Origin of the sequence: Zunongwangia profunda SM-A87, assembly GCF_000023465.1 — a bacterium.
Lineage (GTDB): Bacteria > Bacteroidota > Bacteroidia > Flavobacteriales > Flavobacteriaceae > Zunongwangia > Zunongwangia profunda.
The window spans coordinates 3,353,154-3,375,064 of sequence record NC_014041.1 but is presented as its reverse complement, the minus strand read 5'-3'; the positions used below and the strand labels follow the sequence as shown (position 1 = coordinate 3,375,064).

Sequence of the window (21,911 nt, the reverse complement as noted above, 5' to 3'; positions counted from 1 at the left end):
TTTTTTATGATCTGTCTAGCTTTTTTCTTCTTTATTGAAGTACACCAGGTAATAATACATTTGTTTTTCTTCGTCCCAACCTTTTTCAACAAACTTGTCTGCTGATTCTGCATTTACAAAATCCATTTTAATCTGAATATTAGTATCCAGGTTAATCACGTTTTTCAGCTTTTTACGTGCATCAGTCACCGCTTTGTTGGCGATAGGGAAGGTGGTTAGATCTTCGATCTTATATTTTGGCGCTTTCTCGGTTTTATAATTCTGAAATTCAGGAACGAGATCCGGATTATCAATTACCGAGTTTAAGAAGTTGGATTCCTCAAAATCATCGTTTTTCGCGAAGTAATCCATACTTCGGTTCATAAACATCACTTCTTCCTTTTTATCTTCTGCAGGTAACACGACGTCTTTGGCGAAATTCTGGCAGAATTTTAAATACTTTTTGGTGTAATAATTTTCATCAGCCATTACATCTACACCCAAAAAGTTCTCTAACCAGTATTTAGTGTCATATTTGTTAGAATCGATCGATAAAATCTTATAACCCTCAGCCCGTTGTTTATTAAAAATCAAAGCTCCTTTATCTAATTTTTGCAGATTGATCCCCTGTTGAACGATCATTTCCAGTATGCTTCCTTTTTCTTGAAATTGCAGGAAATCGTGCTTTAATTCCGATTTAAAAATTCCTATAGCTGGAAGTTTCTCGTTATCCAGCTGCGCATTTTCAAAATATACCACATACACTTCGCCACTTTTAATATGTGGATGTGCTGATTGTTCAAAAAGTAAGGTGGTTATTTTTTTTGATGCTTCGTGGATATTTTCTGGATTATCAAAAATGGCATTTGCCAGATTGTAAAGTTCGTTAAATTCTAAATCAGTCTCATGATTAAATTTGTAATAATTCTCTTCTTTTTCCCTAAAAGGCTTCAGAAAATACTCCTTGATTAAAGGGGTAATTTCATCATTTAACTGGTAGGGTGCCGCAGATAAAAAAATGTTTTCATTACGGCTTTTGTTACCCACACGATGAATCGATAATGATTCAATTTGTGCATTATATAAGTTGATCATTCAGTCTAAAAATTAAAAGTCGGTAAAATTACTACGTAAAATATAGAAAATTAGTTCCAGTTTTCGTCAAAAGAAAAACTGTCATAATCGTCTACATCAAAATCGTCATTAAAATTCTCGTCTGCCGCAGGATCTTCTTCAGCCTTAAATTCTTTATCTGGTGCGTTAGAAGGAATTTGCCCATGTACAAACATTAGATTTGGGTAATCACGACCTTCTTCAATCTCTGCAATTTGCGCTAGTTCCACCATAAACGTCCACATATTAAAGAAATCGTATACGTAAAGTAGTTTGGTCTGGTCTTCAGAAAGCACGCTATCTAAAGCGGTTTCATTCATTAAACGAATGCTATCGTCACCACCACTCATATCAAACTGGTGAATTTCTTCGCCCTGTGTCCATTCGTCATCACTTAAGTAAAACGAAGCCATCTCGGTTCCGTCAAAACCAAACGCCTGCACAATACTATTGTGTAAATCCTCGAGCGTATCGGTTTTTAAAATCTCAATATCTCTAAAAACATCTTCTGCCGTGTCTAGAATTACTCTAAATCGATAAACCATAATTGAAAATTTTGAGCTTCAAAGTTAAGAAGTTTTAAGCGGTTTGCTGCTTTTAAAACATTCTAATAATAAATAAAACTGAACTCCGAATAATACCGAAGCAATCACCAGGTGTAGTGGCTGACTTAAAAATGGGAAGTCCAGGTAATACATCCCCATTCCTGTAAAAATCTCGATCACAATCAAGAATATGATCCAATTGGTTAGACCGAGTTTATAGAATTTTTGTTTGTTTTTCCACCAGATAAAAAGATTTACTAAAAATATTAAAACCGAAAAGGAGCGGTGAATATAAAAAGAGATCTCTGGATTATTCAGCCATAAATCGCGGGTACCGTAACCTAAAACTTTTACCTGTTCGTCTACAAACTGTCGTACCTGGGTTCCTAAAATCACCTGAATTAAACTTAAAATGATCGAAACAAGGACGACTGCTTTAAAACTTTTAGAAACCTTGAAAGCATAAATTTTAGCAGAAGAATCGGCCAGGATATAAAGCAATATCGCTACGATAACCAAAGCCATGACCATATGTAAGGTGATTCTAACCGGTGCTAATACTGAGTACACTACGGTGGCACCAAGCCAGGCCTGAAATACCATTAGAAAAACCGAAAGCCAGGATAAAATGCAAAGCCGTTTTCTGGTTTTCCATTTTCTAAAAGATAACACCGCCATGATTAACACTGCAAATCCTGCCAGTGCTCCTACGAGCCTGTTTATATATTCTGTCCAGGTGTGTGCCGGATTAAAAACGGCATAATCATGCCGTGTGTAGTTTTCCCAGTTTTTCGGGTTGTAATGTTCTGCCGAAGTAAAATCGCTTTTAGCTACTTTTAAACTTTCGTCTACAATAATTACCTGACCTTTTTCATAGTCCCTTTCTGCCTGAAATAGCAGTTCGGATTCCTGAGTAGGAGGAATGTAATAACCAAAACATTTAGGCCAGTCGGGACATCCCATTCCGCTTCCCGTCATTCTTACTACGGCACCTGCTACGATGACCAGGTACACTAAAATAAGTGCAATTTTTACCGAATTTCGATACACAATTTAAATTTTTAAAGTGAATTATTGGGAATTTCCTGATGTTTTAATCTTGCTTTGATACTTCTTTTAGTCCAAGTTTTTTACCCCTGCTTAGCATAAGTTCTCTTGCAGCTGCATGTTCATTTGGAATATCACCTTCCAGGATCGCTTCTTTAATGGCATCTTTTATAATACCCACTTCTCGACAGGGTTTGATGTTGAAGGTTTCCATAATCTCTTCCCCGCTAACAGGCGGCTGGAAATTACGAACGTGATCACGTTCTTCAACCTCCTTCATCTTTTGCCTTACGATCTTAAAGTTATTATGATATTTCTTGTAGCGACGCGGATTTTTAGTGGTAATATCTGCCTCGCACAAGATCATAAGATCATCGATGTTTTCACCGGCATCAAATATTAATCGCCGTACGGCCGAGTCGGTTACATCATCGTCGACCACTGCGATTGGCCGTGAACTCATTAATACCATTTTCTGGACAAGCTTCATTTTATCATTTAATGGCATTTTAAGTCGTTTAAATAATTTAAAAACCATTTTAGATCCTACAAATTCATGCCCATGGAAGGTCCATCCAATCTTTTTATGAAATTTCTTGGTTGGTGCTTTACCAATATCATGAAGTAAAGCAGCCCATCGCAACCAAAGATTATCAGTATTTTGGCTAATATTATCGACAACTTCAAGGGTATGCCAAAAGTTATCCTTATGGCGCTGTCCTTCAATTTCGTCTATACCCTCCAAAGCGGTAAGTTCAGGAAGGATTATTTTTAAAAGTTTTGTTTTATGTAAAAGCGCAAAGCCTTTAGAAGGCCGGTTAGATAATAAGATTTTATGTAATTCTTCTGTAATTCGCTCTTTCGATATGATTTTTATACGCTTATGATGCTCTTTGATAGCATCTAAGGATTTTTTTTCTATTACAAAATTTAGCTGGGAAGCAAAACGTATCGCTCTTAGCATACGAAGCGGATCGTCAGAGTAGGTTACTCCGGGTTCAAGGGGTGTTCTTATTAACTGCGATTTTAGGTCTGCCAGTCCGCCAAAAGGATCCAGTAGATCACCATAATTTGAGGTATTTAAACTTAAGGCTAAGGCATTTATTGTAAAATCCCGACGATTCTGATCATCTTCCAGCGTACCATTTTCAACCACAGGGTTTCTACTATCTTCAGCGTAACTTTCTTTCCTGGCGCCTACAAATTCGATGTCCATATCAAACGCGCGCAGCATAGCAGTACCATAGTTTTTAAAAACCTGTACTTTTGGTTTATGAGGAAGAAGTTGTGAAACCTTTAGAGCCAAATCGATCCCACTGCCCACAGCAACAATATCAATATCTTTAGCATTGCCACGTTGCAGGATAAAGTCTCTTACAAATCCGCCAATAACGTAACTGTCTAGTTGAAGTTCTTCGGTTGCCTTAGCAATTACTTTAAAAATTTGATGATTTAGAGCTTCGCTATAATTTTTCACTACATTAATTTTCTTTGCCACGAATACACCAATTTTTGTAAAAGATATCTTTTAGGTCTATGAAATCCTGATGAAATTTGGCTAATCTTGTTTAACTATATTCGTGGGTTATAACTATTTCCTTATCACTTTTACCGTCCCGTCGTTGCCAAGTTTAATTATAGCCGATGGTTTTGATGATTTTTTAGACCGGTGCAAATTTACTACATAGTCTACACCTTTTAAAATTTCAGGACTAATTTGGGAAAAAGAAGCCGGTGTTGGCTGTCCGCTAATATTTGCAGAGGTCGAGACCAAAGGCCGGCGTAATCGCTTAGTGAGCTCTTTGCAAAAAGGATCTTTAGTGACCCGTATGGCCAGGGTGTTATCTTCAGCAATTATATTTTCAGCCACACGAATGGGATCGTCGTAAATAATGGAAGTTGGTTTTGCAGCATATTTCAGAATATCGTATGCCACTTCAGGAACTTCTTCTACATATTCATTGAGCATTTTAAAATCTGAAACCAAACAGATCATCGATTTGCTTTCTGCTCTTTTTTTAAGGGCAAAAATTTTATCAATAGCATCTGCATTGGTGGCATCACAGCCAATTCCCCAAACCGTATCGGTAGGATAAAGGATAATTCCACCTTTTTTAAGAACGGCTAAACAATTTTGAATCTCAGTCTTTTTATCTTCCATTACTTAATATTGTATATGTTTGCAAAACTAAGGGTAGTGAAGAAAAGATTGGTTGTTTTTTGTATTTAAATATGCAAAAAACCGATAAAAAAAATCAACGATGAAGATTTTACATGTAAATGGAGCCAGAAGTTGGGGCGGTAATGAACAGCAATTGCTCTATTTGGTGCGTGGGTTAAATAGCAAAGGAATAGAGCAGGCTTTATTTTGCTATCATAAAAATCCCTTGTTAGATATTTTTAAGGAAGACGAAATTAAAATCTTCAATGTCGCTTATAAAAAGCCCTATAGTTTTGATTTTCTAAAGAAATTTAGCGCTGTGGTTAAAAGTTATGCACCTGATATTATTCATGTGCATACAGGGAATTTTTTAACCGGCTATGTATTGGCTGATTTATTTTATGGGCTGGCACCAAAGGTAGTGCTCTCTAAAAAAGGCATAAGCCGAAACATGTCTTTTTTAAGTAAGTTTAAATACAATTACCGAAAAATTGACAAAATTATATGTGTGTCAGAAAGAGTTAAAGACGATCTGGAGCATGTAATTTCTTTAAAGAACAAAAGTAAACTAGAAATAGTATGGGATGGTGTTACCTGGGAAAACTGGGAACCTATATCCCTAAAAAGCAAATATAATTTGCCAGAAGATGCTTTTATAATTGGTAATATAGGAAACCACACCAGATCCAAAGACTTAAAAACCTTAATAAATACTGCCAATTACCTGATCAATAAAAAAGGATATAAGAATCTGTATTTTTTCCAAATTGGGCACTTTTCCGGTTTAACCGCCGAATTGAAGGAATTAGTTAATGACTTGAATTTGAACTCAAATTTTTTCATGCTGGGCTTTCAGGAAAATGCCAGTTCCTATTTTTCAGCTTTTGATCTTTTCCTGATGTCTTCAAAAAAAGAAGGCGGTCCAACCTCTGTACTGGAAGCTATGATTTATAAAACACCGGTAGTTTCTACCAATGTAGGAGTGATACCCTATGCGATAAGGCAAGCTGAAAATGGATTTTATGCTGAGGTTGAAGAGTATGAAGATTTAGGAGATTATATTGAGAAACTATATGAAAATGAAGAGCTTAGGGAGCAGTTTGTTGAGAAATCTTTTCATATTTGTAAGGAAAGGTTTAGTGTAGAATGTTTAGTACAGAAAACACTGGATATTTATCAAAATGTTTAGGATTAATAAACCCTAATTATCTAAAGCATTCAATTATTGAAATATTATTTTTGCGGTCGTTAGCGCGGGTTTAAGCATGAACAAAATTTAATCTTGATGAAAATCGTATACGCAGATGCTTTTAAGGATCAGTCTGAAAAAATCGAAAAGATTTTATCTGATTTTTCAGAAAAAGGGAAAACACTTAGCAGTGGGCGAAATACCATTAAAACCTTCGATCTTAATGGTAGATCGGTAAATGTGAAGTCCTTTAGAATCCCTAATCTGATTAATAAATTTGTTTATCGTTTTTTTCGAAAATCCAAAGCCGAGCGCAGTTTTAGTTATGCCGAATATCTTTTATCTCGCGAAGTAGGAACACCTTTTCCCGTGGCCTATGCCGAAGAATGTAAATGGCTTACGTTTGGCAGAAGCTATTACATTTGTGATCATTTGGAATATGATTTTACCTTTAGGGATATCGAAAAATTTGAAGATGCTGCGCATCAGGAAGCAGTTTTAAGAGCTTTTACACGATTTACTTACGATCTTCACGAAAAAAATATAGAATTTTTAGATCATTCTCCCGGCAACACTTTAATTCAGATCGACGGTGAAGGTTTTCAATTCTTTTTAGTCGATTTAAATCGAATGAATTTTAAGCGACTGGATTTTAAACAACGTATGAAAAATTTCTCTCGTTTAACGCCTAATAAGGAAATGATTCAGATTATGGCCAATGAGTATTCACAGCTTACCGCCTGGAATGAGAATGAAGTTTTTGAAACTATGTGGGGTTACACACAGGAATTTCAGGAGAAATTTTTTAGAAAAAAAAGATTAAAGAAAAAGCTCAAATTCTGGAAAAACTAACCTATTATAGATCAAAGGAAAATACTCTGTTTATAGCTAATTTTGATTATCGGGTAAAAGGTTTTCTGTAACTTTTAAAAGTAAAATGATTCAATTTTTTTCTTAATTGATAGCGTCTTACCAGGTTTAATGGCTTGCTGGATAATTCAGATTTATCCGTATGCAAAACTTCAATGCAGGTAGAAATTACGCGCTCGCTGCTTTTGCCGTCAAAATAAGGATGCGTATCATAGATGTACGATTCGATATTTTCCAAAAGTTCCCTGGAAGGAGAAAAAGCTTGCCTGATGGCACTTTCGATTGCTTCAGGATTTGAAATGTTGATGAGGTGACTGGCAGGTTTATTATTTCTGAAGGTCACCACAGGTTTTTTTTGAAGGATAAATTCGGTTATCGCAGAGGTCGTGTCTGAAAACATAATGTCTGCCTGGCGGAATAGTGGAATAATATCGGTAGTGTCGTAATATTTAAAATTTTCATGCTGCATTTTCTGTACAATCTCAATCTTATCCTTGTCCATTTTTGGGTGAAGTACCGCTAAAAACTTAAATTCCCCGGTTTTCGATAAACGTTGTATTTCGGATATTACTTCTTCGTTATACAACCAGCTGTATTTAGGGGAGAAGGTTGAAGAAAGTAAAATTGTAGGTTTCTCCCGGTGGTTTTCTTCAATTTTAAATAAAGGATCAACTTTAGACCAACCGGTTTCACGAACTAAAAAATGTTTCTTTTTTTGCTGAATTTTCTTAAAGGGAATGGTGGTCGATGGCCCTTGGGTGCAATAAAGATCAAATAAGCCACGAATTCTAAAATGTCCTTTTTTATCGGTGTGTTTATTGGCTAAAAATCCATGAAATATCTGCACCTTTAATCCCGGTAGAAAATCGGCAACCACATCGGTAATGCAAAGTACAATATGCGGTTTGTAGGCTAAAGCTTCTTCGATAGTCGCTAGTAATTCCCCGTTTTCAGGAAAATAACTTTTAGGGGCCTCCAACTCAGAAAACCATTTTACTTCATCATTTCTTTGCTTAATTTCTTCCTGAAGTGGTAAACCGATAGGCAAGGCATAAGTATGACTTATATAAATAAGAAAACGATAGGTCATTTCGCATTTATTTTTAGAAAATGATGTAACGGTTTTTCCATCAATGTTGGTAAAAATTTATCGTAAAGTTCAAAGACGTTTTTATGCAAATACTCCTGGTCTTTATCTGTAAATAATTCTGGAGAAAAATCTTTTAAATGCACCGAAACATTGTGTTTTCCATCCTCAAAAATATTCCAGTTGGCTTTGTTTAAAGCTGGTGAAAATATAGCAAAAGAAGGAATATTTAGAGCCTTTGCCATGTTTATGGCGCCACCTTCATTACCAATTATCGCATCACAGAAACTGGTAAGAGCTAAAAATTCCCGAAGACTTTCGCCGTAGATATCAAGATAAACTTTTTGCCGGGTTTGCGTATTGCAATGTCCTATCAAAGTGTTGATTTCTTCTCTTTGACTCGGGATGTAATTGAATAAGATCGAAGTATTTTCTTTAGCTGCAATTTGATCCAGGACCCTTGCTAAATAGGGCAGTGGGTAGGTTTTCTTTGCAGAACTTCCTAAAGCGCCTATCATATAGAGGGAATCTGAAATATTTACACCGCCTTCAACTAACTTTGCTTTTGCTTTTTCACGTTCCGTCTCAGTTAAGAATATTTTTGGTTTTAGTTGTAGCGGAGCATCTTTAATAATAGGCGTTACTAATCGCATTCTTTTCTCGATCGCAGCACCTGCGTTTGTTTTGGCCTCAATAGTTCTGTTAAAAACATGCGTATAGAATGGCCGGGTATATTTTTTATCGAATCCAATTTTATAATTTGCTCCCGAAAAACTGGTGATAATTGAGGTTTTTACAGTGGAATAAGCATCGATAATAGCGTAATAGTTTTCAATTTTAATCTGCTTTACCAGTTTATAAAACGGAAGCGTATTTTTACCAAATATCAACTTATCGATAAACGGATTGTTTTCTACAACCGCTTTGGTATGAGGATAAATAAGGTAATGCAATTGCGCTTCGGGATAGGCTTTCCGAAGTGCTTCAAATAAGATTGAGGACGTAAGCACGTCCCCAATCATTTTTTGTTGTATTACCAGAATTTTCATTTATACCGCTACATCATATTCTCTAAGCGCATCGTTTAGAGACGTTTTTTTATTGGTACTTTCTTTACGTTTTCCTATAATCAATGCGCAGGGTACATTAAATTCTCCTGCCGGGAATTTTTTGGTATAACTACCAGGAATTACAACAGATCTTGCCGGAACAATCCCCTTCATTTCTACGGGTTCATCCCCGGTTACATCAATAATTTTTGTAGATGCCGTAAGTACAACATTAGCACCAAGTACTGCTTCTTTTTCGACACGTACACCTTCTACTACGATGCTTCGAGATCCTAAGAATGCATTATCCTCTATAATTACAGGAGAGGCTTGCAATGGTTCTAAAACACCACCAATACCAACACCACCACTAAGGTGAACGTTTTTACCAATTTGTGCACAACTACCAACTGTGGCCCAGGTATCCACCATTGTACCTTCGTCTACATATGCACCTATATTTACATAACTTGGCATCATAATCACACCGCTGGAAATGTAAGCACCATGTCTGGCTACTGCGTTTGGTACTACACGAATTCCTTTTTCTTTATAGCCTTTTTTTAGAGGCATTTTGTCATGATACTCAAAAATACCAGCTTCAAGGGTTTCCATTTTTTGAATAGGGAAGTAAAGAACCACTCCTTTTTTTACCCATTCGTTTACCTGCCATCCACCTTCAACCGGCTCTGCTGTTCTTAGTTTACCTTCGTCCAAAAGAGTAATGACTTCTCTAATGGCATCCGTAGTTTCTTTATCTTTTAACAGCTCACGGTTTTCCCAGGCTGCTTCGATTTTTGTTTTTAAGTGATCCATACATCTAATTTTTAGCAAATATAAGAGCTTCAATGTAATTTTTGGGGAGCTATGGATATAAACCTTACCTTTGCATAAATTTTGAAGTATGGCAAGAGTAATGGCATTAGATTATGGGGTAAAGCGAACGGGGATAGCCGTTACTGATGAGCTTCAGATGATTGCCAGCGGACTCACCACTGTTGATACTTCGTCTCTTTTAAATTTTCTTGAGGATTATTTTAAAAAAGAAAAAGTAGAAACAGTTGTGGTTGGAGAGCCAAAGCAAAAAGACAATTCGGCCAGCCAAAGTGAAGTTTTTATAGCTGAATTTCTTAAAAAATTTACCGAAAAATTTCCTGAAATGAAGCTGGTTCGTGTCGATGAGCGTTTTACCAGTAAAATGGCCTTTCAGACGATGATCGATAGCGGACTCAAAAAGAAAAAACGACAAAACAAAGCTTTGGTCGATGAGGTAAGTGCAACCATTATCCTGCAGTCGTATCTTTATTGAAAAGGGAGAAAGTAGAAAGTTTGAAAATAATAAAATTGAAGGGTACAAGTTTTATAGATAGCTTCCGCTACTGTAAAAGCATTAGAAATAAAGGAATACTGATGATACAATACCTTTTCCATTAGGCATTTATCATTTAAACAGTATACATTACATTTTAAACAGCGATTAAAGATTGATATATGATTTTACCAATAGTTGCCTACGGTGATCCGGTATTGAAAAAGAAGGCAAAACCAATTGATAAGGACTATCCGAAGTTAGAGGAATTAATAAGTAATATGTGGGATACCATGTATAATGCCTACGGTGTGGGGCTTGCTGCACCACAGGTTGGGGTTCCTATTCGTTTATTCGTAATCGATGCAGCACCTTTTGCCGAAGATGACGATTTAACTGCGGAAGAAAAGGAATATTTAAAGGGCTTTAAAAGAGTGTTTATTAATGCCAAGGTGATCGAAGAAACCGGAGACGAGTGGGCTTTTTCTGAAGGTTGTTTAAGCATTCCCGATGTTAGAGAAGATATTTTTAGAAAGCCAGAGGTAACTATCGAGTATCAGGACCAGAATTTTGAAACCAAAAAGGAAACTTTTACTGGTTTAGCCGCACGGGTAGTACAACACGAATACGATCATACGGAAGGAATTCTTTTTACTGAAAAGATTTCTAGCCTTAAGAAACGACTGATTAACGGGCGTTTAAAAAAGATTTCTTCAGGTAAGATTAAAGTGGATTATAAGATGCGCTTTCCTAGCGTAAAAAAAGGTCGTTAATATTTTTGATAATTTAAAGCGGGGTGTGATATTTGCCACCCAAATTCAAAAGACACTATGGGATTAGATAAAATTTTAGCAATATCAGGAAAACCAGGTTTGTATGAGCTTGCTGCACAAACCAGAGGAGGATTTATTGCAAAATCAATCTTGGATGGAAAGAAAATCGCCGTTAATATGCGTCATAACGTGAGCATTCTTAGCGAGATCGCGATTTATACCTATACAGAAGAAGTACCGCTTGGACAGGTACTGGAAAATATAAAGCAAAAAGAAGATGGTGGTGAAGCAATTAGCCACAAATCTTCTAAAGCCCAACTGGAAGATTATTTTGCTGAAGTGTTGCCGGATTATGATGTAGATCGCGTATACCTGAGTGACATTAAAAAAATTATCCAGTGGTATAATCTTCTTACTAAAAACGGATATACCGATTTCTCTAAAGAGGAGGAACCGCAAACTAGCGGAGAAGAAGAATAGTTATTACGATTATTTCAAAACAGCAAAAACCTGTTTGAGCATTATACTCAAACAGGTTTTTTTTGGTATTGTCAAAAAGGTGAATATCTAAAATTTTTTATTTTTCTGAGATTCAGAGAATTAATAAATTCATATTTTGATGTTTTCGTAAAATTTAACTTTTATTATTAATGTATTAACGATTTCTAATCAGATTTTAATCTCAATCCAATAATATTCTAAAGTGAGTCTTTTAATTTTGATGTAAATCAAAAAGAAAAATTAACGCTATGAGATTTAATATTTTAGTTTTTATAGGATTATTGATTTCTGGCATAAGTTACGGCCAGAAACAATCTGAAAATGTAAAAGAGGGAGATATTTTTACGATTAATTCCAGTAGTAATTTAAAGTTCCATTCTTTAAAACTTCCAAAATTAAATATGTTGGTGAAGCAGGGGGAACGACCAAATTATAAAAAACTGGATGGAATGGAAGTAGAAGTAATTTCTATAGAAAACACAAATAAAGGAACTTTTGCAGTTCTAAAAAGAAGCAACGATGAAAACTTCTTTATTCATCGTAAAACGATTAAAGCCAATTTAGATAAGGCTTTTAATTACGGGGAGTTAAAGTAGATTAGATTATTTTTTCCAAACGAAAAGGAGTATAGTTTTTTAATTATACTCCTTTTTTATGCGATCTAATTTACGTTTGTTATCCCGATCTTTAATGGTTTCTCGCTTATCATAAAGTTTCTTACCCTTGGCTAGCGTAATTTGTATTTTTGCCAGTCCGCGATCGTTAATAAATAATCGAAGCGGGATAATCGTTAATCCACCGTTTTTCACCTCTTTTTCCAGTTTTCTTAATTCCCGCTTCTGTAAAAGAAGTTTACGCTCACTTTTTGGATTATGGTTAAAGTGTGTGGCATGAGAATATTCTTCAACATGCATATTGATCACATATAATTCACCGTCCTGAAATTCACAGAAACTTTCGGCAATCGAAGCTTTACCCTGGCGTATGGCTTTAATTTCTGTTCCGGCTAATTTAATTCCGGCTATATATTTATCCAGGAATTCATATTGAAATTTAGCCTTTCGGTTTTTTATATTTATAGTATTTGCTTGTTTCATTTACATTGAAATTTCATAATTTTCGATGTTCTGCTATGTTAGAGGTTCTAAAGCATAATAGCATAAAATCCCAGACGTACCTCTTATAGACTGCAAAAATAGTAAGCTTTAAAAGATTATTGAGGGATTTTAAAGAAATCGTAACAAACAAAGGTAGTGATTCATTTCCATTTCACTTCAATCACGCTCTATAATATCTGGACTACCTGAAAGGATTTATTATCTTTGCCGACTATTTTTGAGCTATGAAAAAAGTTACCCTACTCTGCATAATTTTATTGGTAGTTATTTCCTGTCAGGAAAAAGAGCTTGACGCTAATCAAATTATAAACAAAGCCATTGAAGTTGCCGGAGGTGAAAAATATGATTCAGCTAATATCTCATTTACTTTTCGCGACAAGCAGTATAAAAGTAGCCGAAAGAACGGTAGGTTTCATTTGGAGCGCCTTCAGGAAGATTCTCTAGGAAATAAAATTACCGATATAGTAACCAATAACGGCTTTACAAGGAACAGGAATAATAAGGAACTTAGTTTGCTTGATTCCATAGCTAGTAAATACTCAAATTCGGTAAATTCGGTACATTATTTCGTGCAACTTCCTTATGGTTTAAATGGCGATGCTGTGAATAAAAATTTACTGGGCAAGGACAGTATCAAAGGAAAAGAATATTACGAGATCAAAGTGACATTTAATCAGGATGGTGGCGGCACCGATTATGAGGATGAATATTTATATTGGATAAATACCAGCACTTTTACAGTAGATTATCTGGCGTACAGTTATCACGTGAATGCTGGCGGAATTCGTTTTAGAGCGGCTTTTAACCCAAGAATAGTTAACGGATTACGTTTTGTAGATTATAAAAATTATGCTGAAGATGATCTTTCTACGCCACTAGAAAATTTGGATGCACTCTATGAGGCCGGTAAGCTTAAATTATTTTCTGAAATAATTACTGAAGACGTAAAGGTTAATATTTCAGAATAAGTTTGCTTTGTAATCTAGAAGCGCTTGGTAAGGATTACCTTCCAGCCCAAGCAGTTTTGCGAAGGCAGGCTCTGTTTTTAGTCCTCTTTCTTTAAGTTTGATGATATCTCTACGGAATTTTTCATCGTTTTCCTGAAGGATTTTATGTTCGATAATCATATGACGATAGGCATTTTGTTCTGCTACCCGAAGGTTTTGTCCAAAGATTTCGATTTCGAAATTTTGGCCTTTGAAACTGCAAATACTGGCCGTTTCCTCGAATCTTGATTTCGTTCTACAACTAAATTGGAGTTGCTCTTTATAATGCTCAAACAGTTTTTGTTTGAATTCATCATGATTTTTTATCGCACAGGAAATATCCAGGTCGCTGGAAGTAATGGCAATATCTAACGGAATGGTTCCTGTAAGTACAGGCTCAAATTCTTGTAAAACTAAAAAGATTTTTAAATCTGAAAGTTCACGCACGATACGCCAGTTGCTGAATATTGCTACCATATTTTAGATAATCAATATTTTTAAAATCCATTGGATGTGTTTTTGTATGCGATTATTCGTAACCTTCGATAATCGGCATACCAGCCATCTTCTTTTAAAAGTGTTGTTTTTAATCTTGTTTGCACTTCGTTCTTAATACTTTCAGCCTCAACATCGGGAATACCTTCAAAAAATCTCTTTCCAAACATCGAAAGCCAGTCTGTAATTCCGCTTTCAGCATCGGCTAATTTGGTGGGGCGATCGTATAATTCGGCTAAACGGATGTCAAATCCTGTTTGTTCCAGAACAGTCGTATATTCTGCAACCGATGGGAAATACCATAAGTTAATATTGGCCTGATTTTGATATCCTTTTTCTAATAATACCGCTTTTAACGTTGTTTCAATTTTTTGCACATTTCCTTTACCGCCAAATTCCAGTACTACACGTCCATTTTTCTTTAAATGTCTTAGCATATTTATGGCGGCCGCTTTATAATCTTTTACCCAGTGTAAGGCGGCATTAGAAAAAATAGCATCAAATTTTTCGGGAAAATTAAAATCTTCGGCATTAGCTACTCTAAAATCAAGATCGGGGAAATTCTTTTTAGCACTTGCAATCATGCTTTCAGATGCATCCATTCCAATAACTTCGGTGCTGCTACTGGCAATTTTTGCAGTAAGCTGACCCGCACCACAGCCCAAATCCAAAATAAGTTCCCCTGTTTTCGGTTTTAAGAGTTCGATTAAAGCACTTCCGTAATTAAATACAAAATCATGCTTTGTATTATATAATTGCGCATCCCAGTTTGTCGCCATTTTTTAATTTTAAAAAAATTAAATAGTATCGGTGCTAAAAGAACTAGTTTCCGCCAGGTCTCCTTTTAAACGATATTTCCAACGTAAGGTTTCTGTATATTCCAAACCAAAATTAGTTTCGGTTTCCAGGTAATAGATTTCGGTTTCAAAATCGTTAAAAATATCATTATAAATTTTTTCAGCGAACTTTTGCCATTTCATCTGGGAGTCGATATTGGCTTCGTTAAAAGCCTTGCGCATTTTTCGGGCGTAAAGCTCTAGTAAATCAAACTTAAGCTGATTGTATTCTAATTGATGTTGGTTTTGGTATTGAGGCTGAATATAACTACAGTTAAGAACAATGATGGGTAAGACTTCAATGCTACCTTTGCCGCCAATTTTATAATTTTTATAATCTACATTTAAAGTAGCGCAAAGAAAAGAAGGGCGTTCTATTTTTGGGGCACCTTTAAAATATTTCCAGTCCAATGAATGTTTGCTACTCCAAATAAGCATCTCTTGAAAAGGAAAAATATCATCCATTTTAAGGATTTTAAACTTAAGCCGATGACAGGTGGATAATGCATTGGGTAATTTATGTTCCGTAATTTTTATGGCATTGCCGCCAAATTTTCGAGCCTCATTTTTGGCCAGGTCCAATACATGTTCGTAGCTGCAATCTACCGTTAATCCACCATCTTTTAAGTGAAACTCCCCAATAGTTTTTGTAGGAATAGAATCGGGTATCTTTTTATATTCTTCTATAACAACAACGGCATCATTGTTATGAAGCGGAGTAAATTGCTGAACGGCTTCTCCTATTAATTTCATTTTAGAAGCACAGGATATTGCGCTTAATGCCAGAAATAAGGAAAGTAATCTTCGCATAAATATTGAGAAATGAAAAATAAATTTAACAAAATAAAGTCTAATTTGCTCTATTGTGAACAAAGATTTAATGAAGACAATTTTCTGTTAATAATTCTCAATTAACTTGAAATTCAAAAAGCTTTAACGGGGATTTATCAGCCAGGCCATTCATGGTAATGTACCTTAGAAAAAAATTAAAAGCTATGAGTACATTAATTGAAAACAAAACAATTACAACTGTTAATCCAACTACAGGTAAAAGCCTAAAGGATTATCCGTTAATGACCAATGAAGAAGCGAGCGAAGCCGTAAAAAAATGTCACGAAGCCTTTGTGAAGTGGAAAAAATATTCTTTAGCGGAAAGAGCAGAAGTGCTTAAAAAAATAGGAAGCACATTAAAAGATTATAAAGAGGAGTTTTCCAAGCTTATGACCAGCGAAATGGGAAAACTTGTTTCTCAGGCTGAAGAAGAAATTGATCTTTGTGCAGCTATTTGTGAATACACCGCTGAAAATGGTCAAAAAGAGTTAGCTAACGAACCTGAGCGTGAACTTCCTGATGGAGGACGTGGAATCATTACGTATTCTCCTATTGGAGTTATCTACGGAATACAACCATGGAATTTCCCTGCTTACCAGGTCGTACGATACGCTATTGCTAATTTAATGGCTGGTAATGGAGTATTATTAAAACATGCTGAGGGTACAACAGGATCTGGTTTGATGTTAGAGGAAATCTTTGAGAAAGCCGGTTTACCTAAAGGTTTATTTACCGTATTGATTATAGATCATGATCAATCTGATGATATTATCGATAATGATTTTGTAAGAGGAGTAACCTTTACCGGAAGTCCTAATGGGGGTAGAGCAGTGGCTAAAAAAGCCGCAGGAAACCTTAAAAAAACAGTACTAGAGCTAGGCTCTAACGATGCGTATTTGGTATTAGATGATGCAGATCTGGAAACTGCTGTAGAATGGAGTGTAAAAGGTAGAATTTATAATAACGGAGAAACTTGTGTAGCAGCCAAAAGATTTGTGGTAACCGAGAAAAATTACGATGCTTTTCTAGAGTCTTTCGTAGAAAAAATGAAAAATGTAAAATTTGGTGATCCAACAAAAGAGGATACACAAATTGGCCCAATGGCACGTAAGGACTTGAGGGAGAAATTACATGAGCAGGTGGAAGAAAGTGTGAAAAATGGCGCTAAAGTTCTTTGTGGCGGTGGAATTCCAGACGGAGATGGCTTCTTTTACCCAGCAACAGTATTGGCAAATGTGAATCCTGGACAGCCAGCATATGATGATGAATTATTCGGACCAGTAGCCTCTGTCATTAAAGCAAAGGACGACGAAGATGCGATGAGAATTGCGAACGATAGTAGGTTTGGTCTTGGTGGTGGAATTTTCTCTAAGGATGAGAAAAAAGCTATCGAGTTAGCTGAAAAGCATTTTGATACCGGAATGGTTTTTATTAATTCTTTTGGTGTGGCGCAACCTAATATGCCTTTTGGCGGAGTTAAAAACTCTGGTTATGGTAGAGAACATGGTGGTTTTGGAATCAAAGAATTTGTAAACACCAAAGCAATTAATATTCTGCAAGGATAAAACATTTATAACAACACTTAAGATGCTGAATTTAGTTTCAGCGCAATTGGTTGGATAAAGCCGTGAATTGATTTTCACGGCTTTTTGCTTTTCAATTCCCTTTTTTAGTGATTATCGGTCATTTAAATAACAGTTATTTTCGCCATTCCGAAATTCCATACTCTAAATATTTTCAAAAATATTTACAAATTAAAATTAATTTATAGCCTAAGCTTATTAGTACAGGTATTTGGTTCATCGAGTGAATTTTCATCGAAATTTGTAAGGAATACAAGTAAATTGCAAGCTTGGATATAAAATCTTTTGCAATATTTACTCAGCATCAGGGATTTCTAAATCGAACTCAAATTAGTTTATGGTTAACTGCTGAATAGAGTTTTTTCCATTTGAATGTACCTGAACAATAAATAATTTTCCATGTTCTGCTTCATCAATATCATTATTAAAATATTCTTCTCCATACACAGCATTGGCAAAATACGGGGTGGTATTGGTGTGTCCCACCACCAGTACTTTTTTTCCTTTAGTAGCTTTTTTAAATGCTTCGGAATTTAATTTGGTATGATCGTAGATTTCAATTTTGAGTCCTTTACTTTGTGCAGTAGGTTGAGCCGTTGCTTTGGTTCTAATAAAATCAGAACTATAGATAGCATCAAAATCTACGGCAGTAAAAACATTTTTCCAATTTTCAGCTCGTTGCTTCCCTTCTTCAGTTAATCTAGGATTGCGGTTTTCTCTATCGGTAGTATCTTTTTCAGCATGCCTTATGAAATAATACGTGCTTATTTGATCGAATTTCGGCTGCGCTGTTTCTATGTTTTTTTGTGGGCTTTGCTGGCAGGAAATAGCTATTAATACAAGACTTAAGAAAAGATATTTGATATTTTGTGTCATGATTTTTTCCCGTTTTGGTTTTAAATTTGAGACCAAGCTAATTGTGTTTATTCCTTAAAATCAATTTCCATTAAAATAAGCTGTGTTAGTTGTCTCCCGAAGCTATTAAAATTATTATCAGAAATTAGTAGTAAAGACTGTTTACCATTTTCGAGTTTTGGGCCAAAACACATTCCCTCTATATTATCGATGATTTTATCGGTTAGTTGATCTTTAACCGATTTAAAATCGAATACCAAACGCTTTCTGGCTGGCGAAAAACTAGCTTTTTTAAGTGATTCTTTTTCTAAAATATTTGTCGCCCTCTTAGTGTCAACATCAAAAATTTTCACGGTGTTGCTATGTGAGCCATGACCGGCAGAATAGGCGCGTTCTAATACCAAAAAATTTCCCTCCTTATACTCTAACAGCTCCGTAACCCCGTTTACAGCAAAATACATCCATGGAATTTTTGATATACCATCCAATCGATAGGCAAACTGATTGGTTGCTTTTTTTATGTCTTTGTCGAAATAAGTAATTCTGGTAAATGATTTTGTAGGAAATAATTTAGGTTTGGGGCCATCTTTTTCCAGCGGAAGTTCGGTAGCCACCCAAAATCCGTTACCATCGTAAGACTGCGCCAAACCTTCAAAAACCCCGTTATGTCTGGGTTTTTGTTCGCCTTGAGCAGTAAAATGCTGAGGAATTTCAAAAGCATCCTTAAAATTTCCACTTTCGTCTAAAATAAAAACGGAAGGATCTTTTTGGTTATTAATGCTCCCTTCACTACTAATATACACTTGATTTTCTTCGGGTAAAAACCTAATGGCTTCAGGATCTAAAGTATGATCTTTGAAGAATTCAGCAGTCTTTTCGATCATTACCGTTTTTTTAAAGTTTACGGTATCAATTTTATTTGCGGAAAGCTTAATTTCGGCTTGATAGAAACGGGCATCTGACGGTGTATCGACAATAAAATAATAGCTACCATCCTTATAATCGATACCTGATAGACCACCAACTTTAGTGTTGTCTATTTTAAGATCTTTGTCGATAACATATTCGTCCAGAAAACGAATTTGTAATCTGTCATCTTCAATTTTTCTGGTGGTGGCGCAGGAACAAAAAAACAGTCCCGTCAGGCCCCATATTGCTAATTTTTTCATCATCATTTTTTTCAGGTTAAAAATAACAAAAGCTTAAGTAAAATATGGCGATTTCTTATGATTAATCAGCTGATTGATATTGTAACTTTATATTGTTAACCAATAAAAACAAATGTTATGAATAATGATCAGCTAGAAGGAAAATGGAAACAGATAAAAGGTGAATTTAAGCAGAAGTACGGGAAAGTAACTGATGACGATGCAACCTACTCTGAGGGGAAATTTGATGAAATGCTTGGAAGACTGCAGGAAAGAACCGGTAAGTCCAAAGAAGAATTGAAGAAAGAGATCGATAGGTGGTAATTACGATAATCGTCTCAAAACAAAAAAGACTGTCTGAAAAAGGCAGTCTTTTTTATTTAAATAAGCTAGAGCAATAACGTCATAAAACAGTAAGGATAAGGGGGATTACCTCTTATTCATTGTTATTAAAGTTGTTTTGGATTATTTGGACTAGTTGACCTATGTGATAACCATCCACAAGCGCATGATGGGCGTGAATTGAAACTGGCATCATAAGGCCTTCTTTACTTTTATGGATTTTTCCAAATGTAATTTTTGGGCAAGTATCGTTAATGGAAAATTTTCTTGCATGTGAGATAGAACTGAAATTAATCCAGGGAATAGCAGAATAATGTATTACTTGCTCATCCATATTTGCCGGCATAAGTAAATCAGAGTTTTCTATTCTTTTTCTTTCTTTAACGAATTGATCAAGAAATTCGTTAAAGTGCTCACTGTGCTTAAGATACGAAAAACCAAAAGTCTTGTTTTTTCTGGCTATAGTTGTAGAAATATGGATAACATCAAATTGATAAATTTGATCATTTATAATTCTTTGCCGAAAATTGTTGACTTGATTAACTGCTTTATTGGTTTGATATAAATAATAAGCAAAGAAGGGAATTTTCTTTTTTTTGCAGTAATTATAGATGTTTTCACAATTTAAATGAGTAGTTAGTCCAAAAAAAGGTTCTTCAAAACCTTTAAAGAATTTAAACTGTTCTTTTCTGTCATAGTTGTCCAGGTTGATATGCTTCTTCATTAAATTAAATGGTTTAAGAGATCTTCGATTTTTTCTAGTTTAAACAAGTTTGGATGTTCCAGTTCTTTTTCATGTTTTTCATGATTCCAGGTAATGCTATAGGGGATATGTGCAGCATAACTGTTGATTTCTAATACCGGAATAATATCTGATTGTATCGAATTCCCAACCATAAGAAAGTTTTTTGGCAGGATCTCTAAATGACGAATTAGTTTACGAAAATTATCAGGAGTCTTATGGCTCATAACTTCGATGTGTACAAACCATTTACCAAGCTTAGAAGCTTTTAATTTTCTTTCCTGATCTAAAAGATCACCTTTTGTAGCCAATACCAGTTTATATTTCTTACTTAATTTTTCCAATGTATCTTCAACCCCTTCTATAAGTTCTACTGGTTGTTGAATGAGATCGTGGCCCAAATCGATTACTTTCCGAACAAGCTTTATATCGGCTTTTGCATCGGTAATTTTATATAATGTTTCGATCATGGAAAGCATAAAACCTTTAATACCGTAACCATACAACTCGAGATTTTTCATTTCGGTTTTAAGGAGTTCCGCTGAAATTTTATCCTCGGGCATGATATCCTTTAATAAAGCACAAAATTCTTTTTCTGTAGCCTGAAAATAGGGCTCATTCACCCATAAAGTATCATCCGCATCCAGGGCTATTGTTTCTATATTCATTATCATCCTTATCTTTGTTTGAGATGCAAACTTCTTTTCAAATTAATTTTTAATCAAGGACATTTGTCCCACGAAAAAATGGTTAGGGTAAATAAGGATTTTTTAAAATTTATACAGGATCATTTTAAACTTACAAATGATAATGACGAGATTGAATTGGTCTCTTTTAAGGCCGATAAAATTTTAATGGAACAATATAAGATTACTAGAAATTTGTATTTGATAAAATCGGGAATTTGCAAAGTCTATTTTGAAGAGGAAAACGGAAAAGAATATATCCTGGAGTTTTTAAGTACCGGTGAAATACTTGGGGAACTCGAAATCATAAGAGATGAGCCCTGTTTATGCTCGGTAAAAGCGATCGTTGAAGTCGAAGCTTTTAAGATTTCCAAAAACTACTTTTTAAAACTGTTGAATGAAAATTTTGCTCTAAATAAAATAATCATTCATTCGTTTGCAGAGAGAATAATCAATACCAGTAAAAAGGCCTCACACCAAAAATTATATGCCATTGAATATTCTCTGAAAAAGATTATTGAAATGCAAAAACAGAATAATGTTGAAATCTCAAAATCAGATCTGTCTGCCTATCTGGGAATCTCTGTTCGAAGTCTAAACAGGTCACTTAAGAATTTAAAAGATAATCCGTCCTAAGTATAACAATCTTTCCTGAACGAAAAAGGG

At 35.1% G+C, this 21,911-nt stretch carries 26 protein-coding genes; 10 read left to right on the top strand and 16 right to left on the bottom strand.

The genetic code is table 11. From position 1 onward, the window contains the following. Positions 1-15: 15 nt before the first annotated feature. The 5 genes from ZPR_RS14730 to ZPR_RS14710 all read right to left on the bottom strand — a co-directional run bounded on the left by ZPR_RS14730 (position 16) and on the right by ZPR_RS14710 (position 4,845). Positions 16-1,074: a nucleoid-associated protein gene (locus ZPR_RS14730; RefSeq protein WP_013072523.1), complete on the bottom strand. Its 1,059-nt coding sequence runs from the start codon at positions 1,072-1,074 to the stop codon at positions 16-18. Between the two features lie 50 nt (positions 1,075-1,124). Beyond that, the gene (locus tag ZPR_RS14725; RefSeq protein ID WP_013072522.1) at positions 1,125-1,637 is read right to left on the bottom strand and encodes an IS1096 element passenger TnpR family protein; all 513 of its coding nucleotides are present in this window, start codon (positions 1,635-1,637) and stop codon (positions 1,125-1,127) included. A 24-nt stretch (positions 1,638-1,661) separates the two neighbouring features. Further along, positions 1,662-2,687, bottom strand: a complete 1,026-nt coding sequence (locus tag ZPR_RS14720) for a COX15/CtaA family protein (RefSeq protein WP_013072521.1) — start codon at positions 2,685-2,687, stop codon at positions 1,662-1,664. A gap of 43 nt (positions 2,688-2,730) precedes the next feature. Next, entirely contained in the window at positions 2,731-4,182 is a 1,452-nt protein-coding gene (locus ZPR_RS14715) for a CCA tRNA nucleotidyltransferase (RefSeq protein WP_013072520.1), read from the bottom strand. 93 nt (positions 4,183-4,275) lie between these two features. Further along, positions 4,276-4,845, bottom strand: coding sequence for an L-threonylcarbamoyladenylate synthase (locus ZPR_RS14710; protein WP_013072519.1), 570 nt, complete (start codon positions 4,843-4,845; stop codon positions 4,276-4,278). Between the two features lie 100 nt (positions 4,846-4,945). Between ZPR_RS14710 and ZPR_RS14705 the strand changes: the two genes are divergently transcribed. Both ZPR_RS14705 and ZPR_RS14700 read left to right on the top strand, forming a co-directional pair. Beyond that, positions 4,946-6,034 (top strand): glycosyltransferase family 4 protein, encoded by a 1,089-nt coding sequence (locus ZPR_RS14705; protein ID WP_013072518.1) that lies wholly within the window; start codon positions 4,946-4,948, stop codon positions 6,032-6,034. Positions 6,035-6,130: 96 nt separating this feature from the next. Next, on the top strand, positions 6,131-6,886 hold the full coding sequence (locus ZPR_RS14700; RefSeq protein WP_013072517.1) for a lipopolysaccharide kinase InaA family protein: 756 nt from the start codon (positions 6,131-6,133) through the stop codon (positions 6,884-6,886). Between the two features lie 46 nt (positions 6,887-6,932). Here the strand turns inward: ZPR_RS14700 and ZPR_RS14695 are convergent, their stop codons facing one another. Genes ZPR_RS14695 through ZPR_RS14685 form a run of 3 tightly spaced genes read right to left on the bottom strand, consistent with a single transcriptional unit; the run spans position 6,933 to position 9,856 of the window. Then, positions 6,933-7,994 carry a UDP-N-acetylglucosamine 2-epimerase gene (locus ZPR_RS14695; protein ID WP_013072516.1) on the bottom strand — a complete coding sequence of 354 codons (1,062 nt, stop codon included), beginning with the start codon at positions 7,992-7,994 and terminating at the stop codon, positions 6,933-6,935. Continuing rightward, the gene (locus tag ZPR_RS14690; protein ID WP_013072515.1) at positions 7,991-9,040 is read right to left on the bottom strand and encodes a glycosyltransferase family 9 protein; all 1,050 of its coding nucleotides are present in this window, start codon (positions 9,038-9,040) and stop codon (positions 7,991-7,993) included. Before ZPR_RS14690 ends, ZPR_RS14695 begins: the two co-directional genes overlap by 4 nt. Beyond that, positions 9,041-9,856: a 2,3,4,5-tetrahydropyridine-2,6-dicarboxylate N-succinyltransferase gene (locus ZPR_RS14685; protein ID WP_013072514.1), complete on the bottom strand. Its 816-nt coding sequence runs from the start codon at positions 9,854-9,856 to the stop codon at positions 9,041-9,043. 88 nt (positions 9,857-9,944) lie between these two features. Between ZPR_RS14685 and ruvX the strand changes: the two genes are divergently transcribed. The 4 genes from ruvX to ZPR_RS14665 all read left to right on the top strand — a co-directional run bounded on the left by ruvX (position 9,945) and on the right by ZPR_RS14665 (position 12,219). Continuing rightward, the gene (gene ruvX, locus ZPR_RS14680; protein ID WP_013072513.1) at positions 9,945-10,349 is read left to right on the top strand and encodes a Holliday junction resolvase RuvX; all 405 of its coding nucleotides are present in this window, start codon (positions 9,945-9,947) and stop codon (positions 10,347-10,349) included. Between the two features lie 182 nt (positions 10,350-10,531). Further along, positions 10,532-11,122 carry a peptide deformylase gene (gene def, locus ZPR_RS14675; RefSeq protein ID WP_013072512.1) on the top strand — a complete coding sequence of 197 codons (591 nt, stop codon included), beginning with the start codon at positions 10,532-10,534 and terminating at the stop codon, positions 11,120-11,122. 57 nt (positions 11,123-11,179) lie between these two features. After that, a complete protein-coding gene (locus ZPR_RS14670) occupies positions 11,180-11,602 on the top strand; it encodes a DUF5606 family protein (RefSeq protein WP_013072511.1) in 423 nt (140 codons plus the stop codon). 269 nt (positions 11,603-11,871) lie between these two features. Next, positions 11,872-12,219 carry a hypothetical protein gene (locus ZPR_RS14665; RefSeq protein WP_013072510.1) on the top strand — a complete coding sequence of 116 codons (348 nt, stop codon included), beginning with the start codon at positions 11,872-11,874 and terminating at the stop codon, positions 12,217-12,219. 39 nt (positions 12,220-12,258) lie between these two features. On the opposite strand, the gene smpB is transcribed toward ZPR_RS14665, so the two are convergent. Next, positions 12,259-12,720, bottom strand: coding sequence for an SsrA-binding protein SmpB (gene smpB / locus ZPR_RS14660; RefSeq protein WP_013072509.1), 462 nt, complete (start codon positions 12,718-12,720; stop codon positions 12,259-12,261). Between the two features lie 245 nt (positions 12,721-12,965). On the opposite strand from smpB, the gene ZPR_RS14655 reads away from it, so the two are divergent. Continuing rightward, positions 12,966-13,709 carry a DUF6503 family protein gene (locus ZPR_RS14655; RefSeq protein ID WP_013072508.1) on the top strand — a complete coding sequence of 248 codons (744 nt, stop codon included), beginning with the start codon at positions 12,966-12,968 and terminating at the stop codon, positions 13,707-13,709. On the opposite strand, the gene ZPR_RS14650 is transcribed toward ZPR_RS14655, so the two are convergent. From ZPR_RS14650 to ZPR_RS14640, 3 genes are read right to left on the bottom strand one after another with little or no spacing between them, the layout of a single operon-like run. Beyond that, a complete protein-coding gene (locus ZPR_RS14650) occupies positions 13,701-14,204 on the bottom strand; it encodes a DUF4269 domain-containing protein (protein ID WP_013072507.1) in 504 nt (167 codons plus the stop codon). The genes ZPR_RS14655 and ZPR_RS14650 overlap by 9 nt on opposite strands. A gap of 20 nt (positions 14,205-14,224) precedes the next feature. Further along, positions 14,225-15,001: a class I SAM-dependent methyltransferase gene (locus ZPR_RS14645; RefSeq protein WP_013072506.1), complete on the bottom strand. Its 777-nt coding sequence runs from the start codon at positions 14,999-15,001 to the stop codon at positions 14,225-14,227. Between the two features lie 18 nt (positions 15,002-15,019). Beyond that, complete coding sequence (locus ZPR_RS14640; protein WP_013072505.1) at positions 15,020-15,868, bottom strand: hypothetical protein; 849 nt, start codon at positions 15,866-15,868, stop codon at positions 15,020-15,022. A gap of 185 nt (positions 15,869-16,053) precedes the next feature. On the opposite strand from ZPR_RS14640, the gene ZPR_RS14635 reads away from it, so the two are divergent. After that, a complete protein-coding gene (locus ZPR_RS14635) occupies positions 16,054-17,454 on the top strand; it encodes an NAD-dependent succinate-semialdehyde dehydrogenase (protein ID WP_041580031.1) in 1,401 nt (466 codons plus the stop codon). A 348-nt stretch (positions 17,455-17,802) separates the two neighbouring features. Here ZPR_RS14635 and ZPR_RS14630 read toward each other — a convergent pair whose 3' ends face one another. Together ZPR_RS14630 and ZPR_RS14625 are read right to left on the bottom strand one after the other, a co-directional pair. Beyond that, positions 17,803-18,348, bottom strand: a complete 546-nt coding sequence (locus ZPR_RS14630) for a SixA phosphatase family protein (RefSeq protein WP_013072503.1) — start codon at positions 18,346-18,348, stop codon at positions 17,803-17,805. Positions 18,349-18,395: 47 nt separating this feature from the next. Continuing rightward, entirely contained in the window at positions 18,396-19,502 is a 1,107-nt protein-coding gene (locus ZPR_RS14625; protein WP_013072502.1) for an esterase-like activity of phytase family protein, read from the bottom strand. Positions 19,503-19,613: 111 nt separating this feature from the next. On the opposite strand from ZPR_RS14625, the gene ZPR_RS14620 reads away from it, so the two are divergent. Continuing rightward, positions 19,614-19,799 carry a CsbD family protein gene (locus ZPR_RS14620; RefSeq protein ID WP_013072501.1) on the top strand — a complete coding sequence of 62 codons (186 nt, stop codon included), beginning with the start codon at positions 19,614-19,616 and terminating at the stop codon, positions 19,797-19,799. A 112-nt stretch (positions 19,800-19,911) separates the two neighbouring features. On the opposite strand, the gene ZPR_RS14615 is transcribed toward ZPR_RS14620, so the two are convergent. Together ZPR_RS14615 and ZPR_RS14610 are read right to left on the bottom strand one after the other, a co-directional pair. Further along, positions 19,912-20,541, bottom strand: a complete 630-nt coding sequence (locus tag ZPR_RS14615) for a CatA-like O-acetyltransferase (protein ID WP_013072500.1) — start codon at positions 20,539-20,541, stop codon at positions 19,912-19,914. Then, positions 20,541-21,227, bottom strand: a complete 687-nt coding sequence (locus ZPR_RS14610) for an HAD family hydrolase (protein ID WP_013072499.1) — start codon at positions 21,225-21,227, stop codon at positions 20,541-20,543. Before ZPR_RS14610 ends, ZPR_RS14615 begins: the two co-directional genes overlap by 1 nt. 78 nt (positions 21,228-21,305) lie before the next feature. On the opposite strand from ZPR_RS14610, the gene ZPR_RS14605 reads away from it, so the two are divergent. Beyond that, the gene (locus ZPR_RS14605) at positions 21,306-21,881 is read left to right on the top strand and encodes a Crp/Fnr family transcriptional regulator (RefSeq protein ID WP_013072498.1); all 576 of its coding nucleotides are present in this window, start codon (positions 21,306-21,308) and stop codon (positions 21,879-21,881) included. Positions 21,882-21,911: the final 30 nt, after the last annotated feature.

What these genes read in the sequence shown, in the direction of transcription:
- ZPR_RS14730 (WP_013072523.1), bottom strand. Translation starts at nt 1,074, where the DNA reads ATGATCAACTTATATAATGCACAAATTGAATCATTATCGATTCATCGT.
- ZPR_RS14725 (WP_013072522.1), bottom strand. Translation starts at nt 1,637, where the DNA reads ATGGTTTATCGATTTAGAGTAATTCTAGACACGGCAGAAGATGTTTTT.
- ZPR_RS14710 (WP_013072519.1), bottom strand. Translation starts at nt 4,845, where the DNA reads ATGGAAGATAAAAAGACTGAGATTCAAAATTGTTTAGCCGTTCTTAAA.
- ZPR_RS14705 (WP_013072518.1), top strand. Translation starts at nt 4,946, where the DNA reads ATGAAGATTTTACATGTAAATGGAGCCAGAAGTTGGGGCGGTAATGAA.
- ZPR_RS14700 (WP_013072517.1), top strand. Translation starts at nt 6,131, where the DNA reads ATGAAAATCGTATACGCAGATGCTTTTAAGGATCAGTCTGAAAAAATC.
- ZPR_RS14695 (WP_013072516.1), bottom strand. Translation starts at nt 7,994, where the DNA reads ATGACCTATCGTTTTCTTATTTATATAAGTCATACTTATGCCTTGCCT.
- ZPR_RS14690 (WP_013072515.1), bottom strand. Translation starts at nt 9,040, where the DNA reads ATGAAAATTCTGGTAATACAACAAAAAATGATTGGGGACGTGCTTACG.
- ZPR_RS14685 (WP_013072514.1), bottom strand. Translation starts at nt 9,856, where the DNA reads ATGGATCACTTAAAAACAAAAATCGAAGCAGCCTGGGAAAACCGTGAG.
- ruvX (WP_013072513.1), top strand. Translation starts at nt 9,945, where the DNA reads ATGGCAAGAGTAATGGCATTAGATTATGGGGTAAAGCGAACGGGGATA.
- def (WP_013072512.1), top strand. Translation starts at nt 10,532, where the DNA reads ATGATTTTACCAATAGTTGCCTACGGTGATCCGGTATTGAAAAAGAAG.
- ZPR_RS14670 (WP_013072511.1), top strand. Translation starts at nt 11,180, where the DNA reads ATGGGATTAGATAAAATTTTAGCAATATCAGGAAAACCAGGTTTGTAT.
- ZPR_RS14665 (WP_013072510.1), top strand. Translation starts at nt 11,872, where the DNA reads ATGAGATTTAATATTTTAGTTTTTATAGGATTATTGATTTCTGGCATA.
- smpB (WP_013072509.1), bottom strand. Translation starts at nt 12,720, where the DNA reads ATGAAACAAGCAAATACTATAAATATAAAAAACCGAAAGGCTAAATTT.
- ZPR_RS14655 (WP_013072508.1), top strand. Translation starts at nt 12,966, where the DNA reads ATGAAAAAAGTTACCCTACTCTGCATAATTTTATTGGTAGTTATTTCC.
- ZPR_RS14650 (WP_013072507.1), bottom strand. Translation starts at nt 14,204, where the DNA reads ATGGTAGCAATATTCAGCAACTGGCGTATCGTGCGTGAACTTTCAGAT.
- ZPR_RS14645 (WP_013072506.1), bottom strand. Translation starts at nt 15,001, where the DNA reads ATGGCGACAAACTGGGATGCGCAATTATATAATACAAAGCATGATTTT.
- ZPR_RS14640 (WP_013072505.1), bottom strand. Translation starts at nt 15,868, where the DNA reads ATGCGAAGATTACTTTCCTTATTTCTGGCATTAAGCGCAATATCCTGT.
- ZPR_RS14635 (WP_041580031.1), top strand. Translation starts at nt 16,054, where the DNA reads ATGAGTACATTAATTGAAAACAAAACAATTACAACTGTTAATCCAACT.
- ZPR_RS14630 (WP_013072503.1), bottom strand. Translation starts at nt 18,348, where the DNA reads ATGACACAAAATATCAAATATCTTTTCTTAAGTCTTGTATTAATAGCT.
- ZPR_RS14625 (WP_013072502.1), bottom strand. Translation starts at nt 19,502, where the DNA reads ATGATGATGAAAAAATTAGCAATATGGGGCCTGACGGGACTGTTTTTT.
- ZPR_RS14620 (WP_013072501.1), top strand. Translation starts at nt 19,614, where the DNA reads ATGAATAATGATCAGCTAGAAGGAAAATGGAAACAGATAAAAGGTGAA.
- ZPR_RS14615 (WP_013072500.1), bottom strand. Translation starts at nt 20,541, where the DNA reads ATGAAGAAGCATATCAACCTGGACAACTATGACAGAAAAGAACAGTTT.
- ZPR_RS14610 (WP_013072499.1), bottom strand. Translation starts at nt 21,227, where the DNA reads ATGAATATAGAAACAATAGCCCTGGATGCGGATGATACTTTATGGGTG.
- ZPR_RS14605 (WP_013072498.1), top strand. Translation starts at nt 21,306, where the DNA reads ATGGTTAGGGTAAATAAGGATTTTTTAAAATTTATACAGGATCATTTT.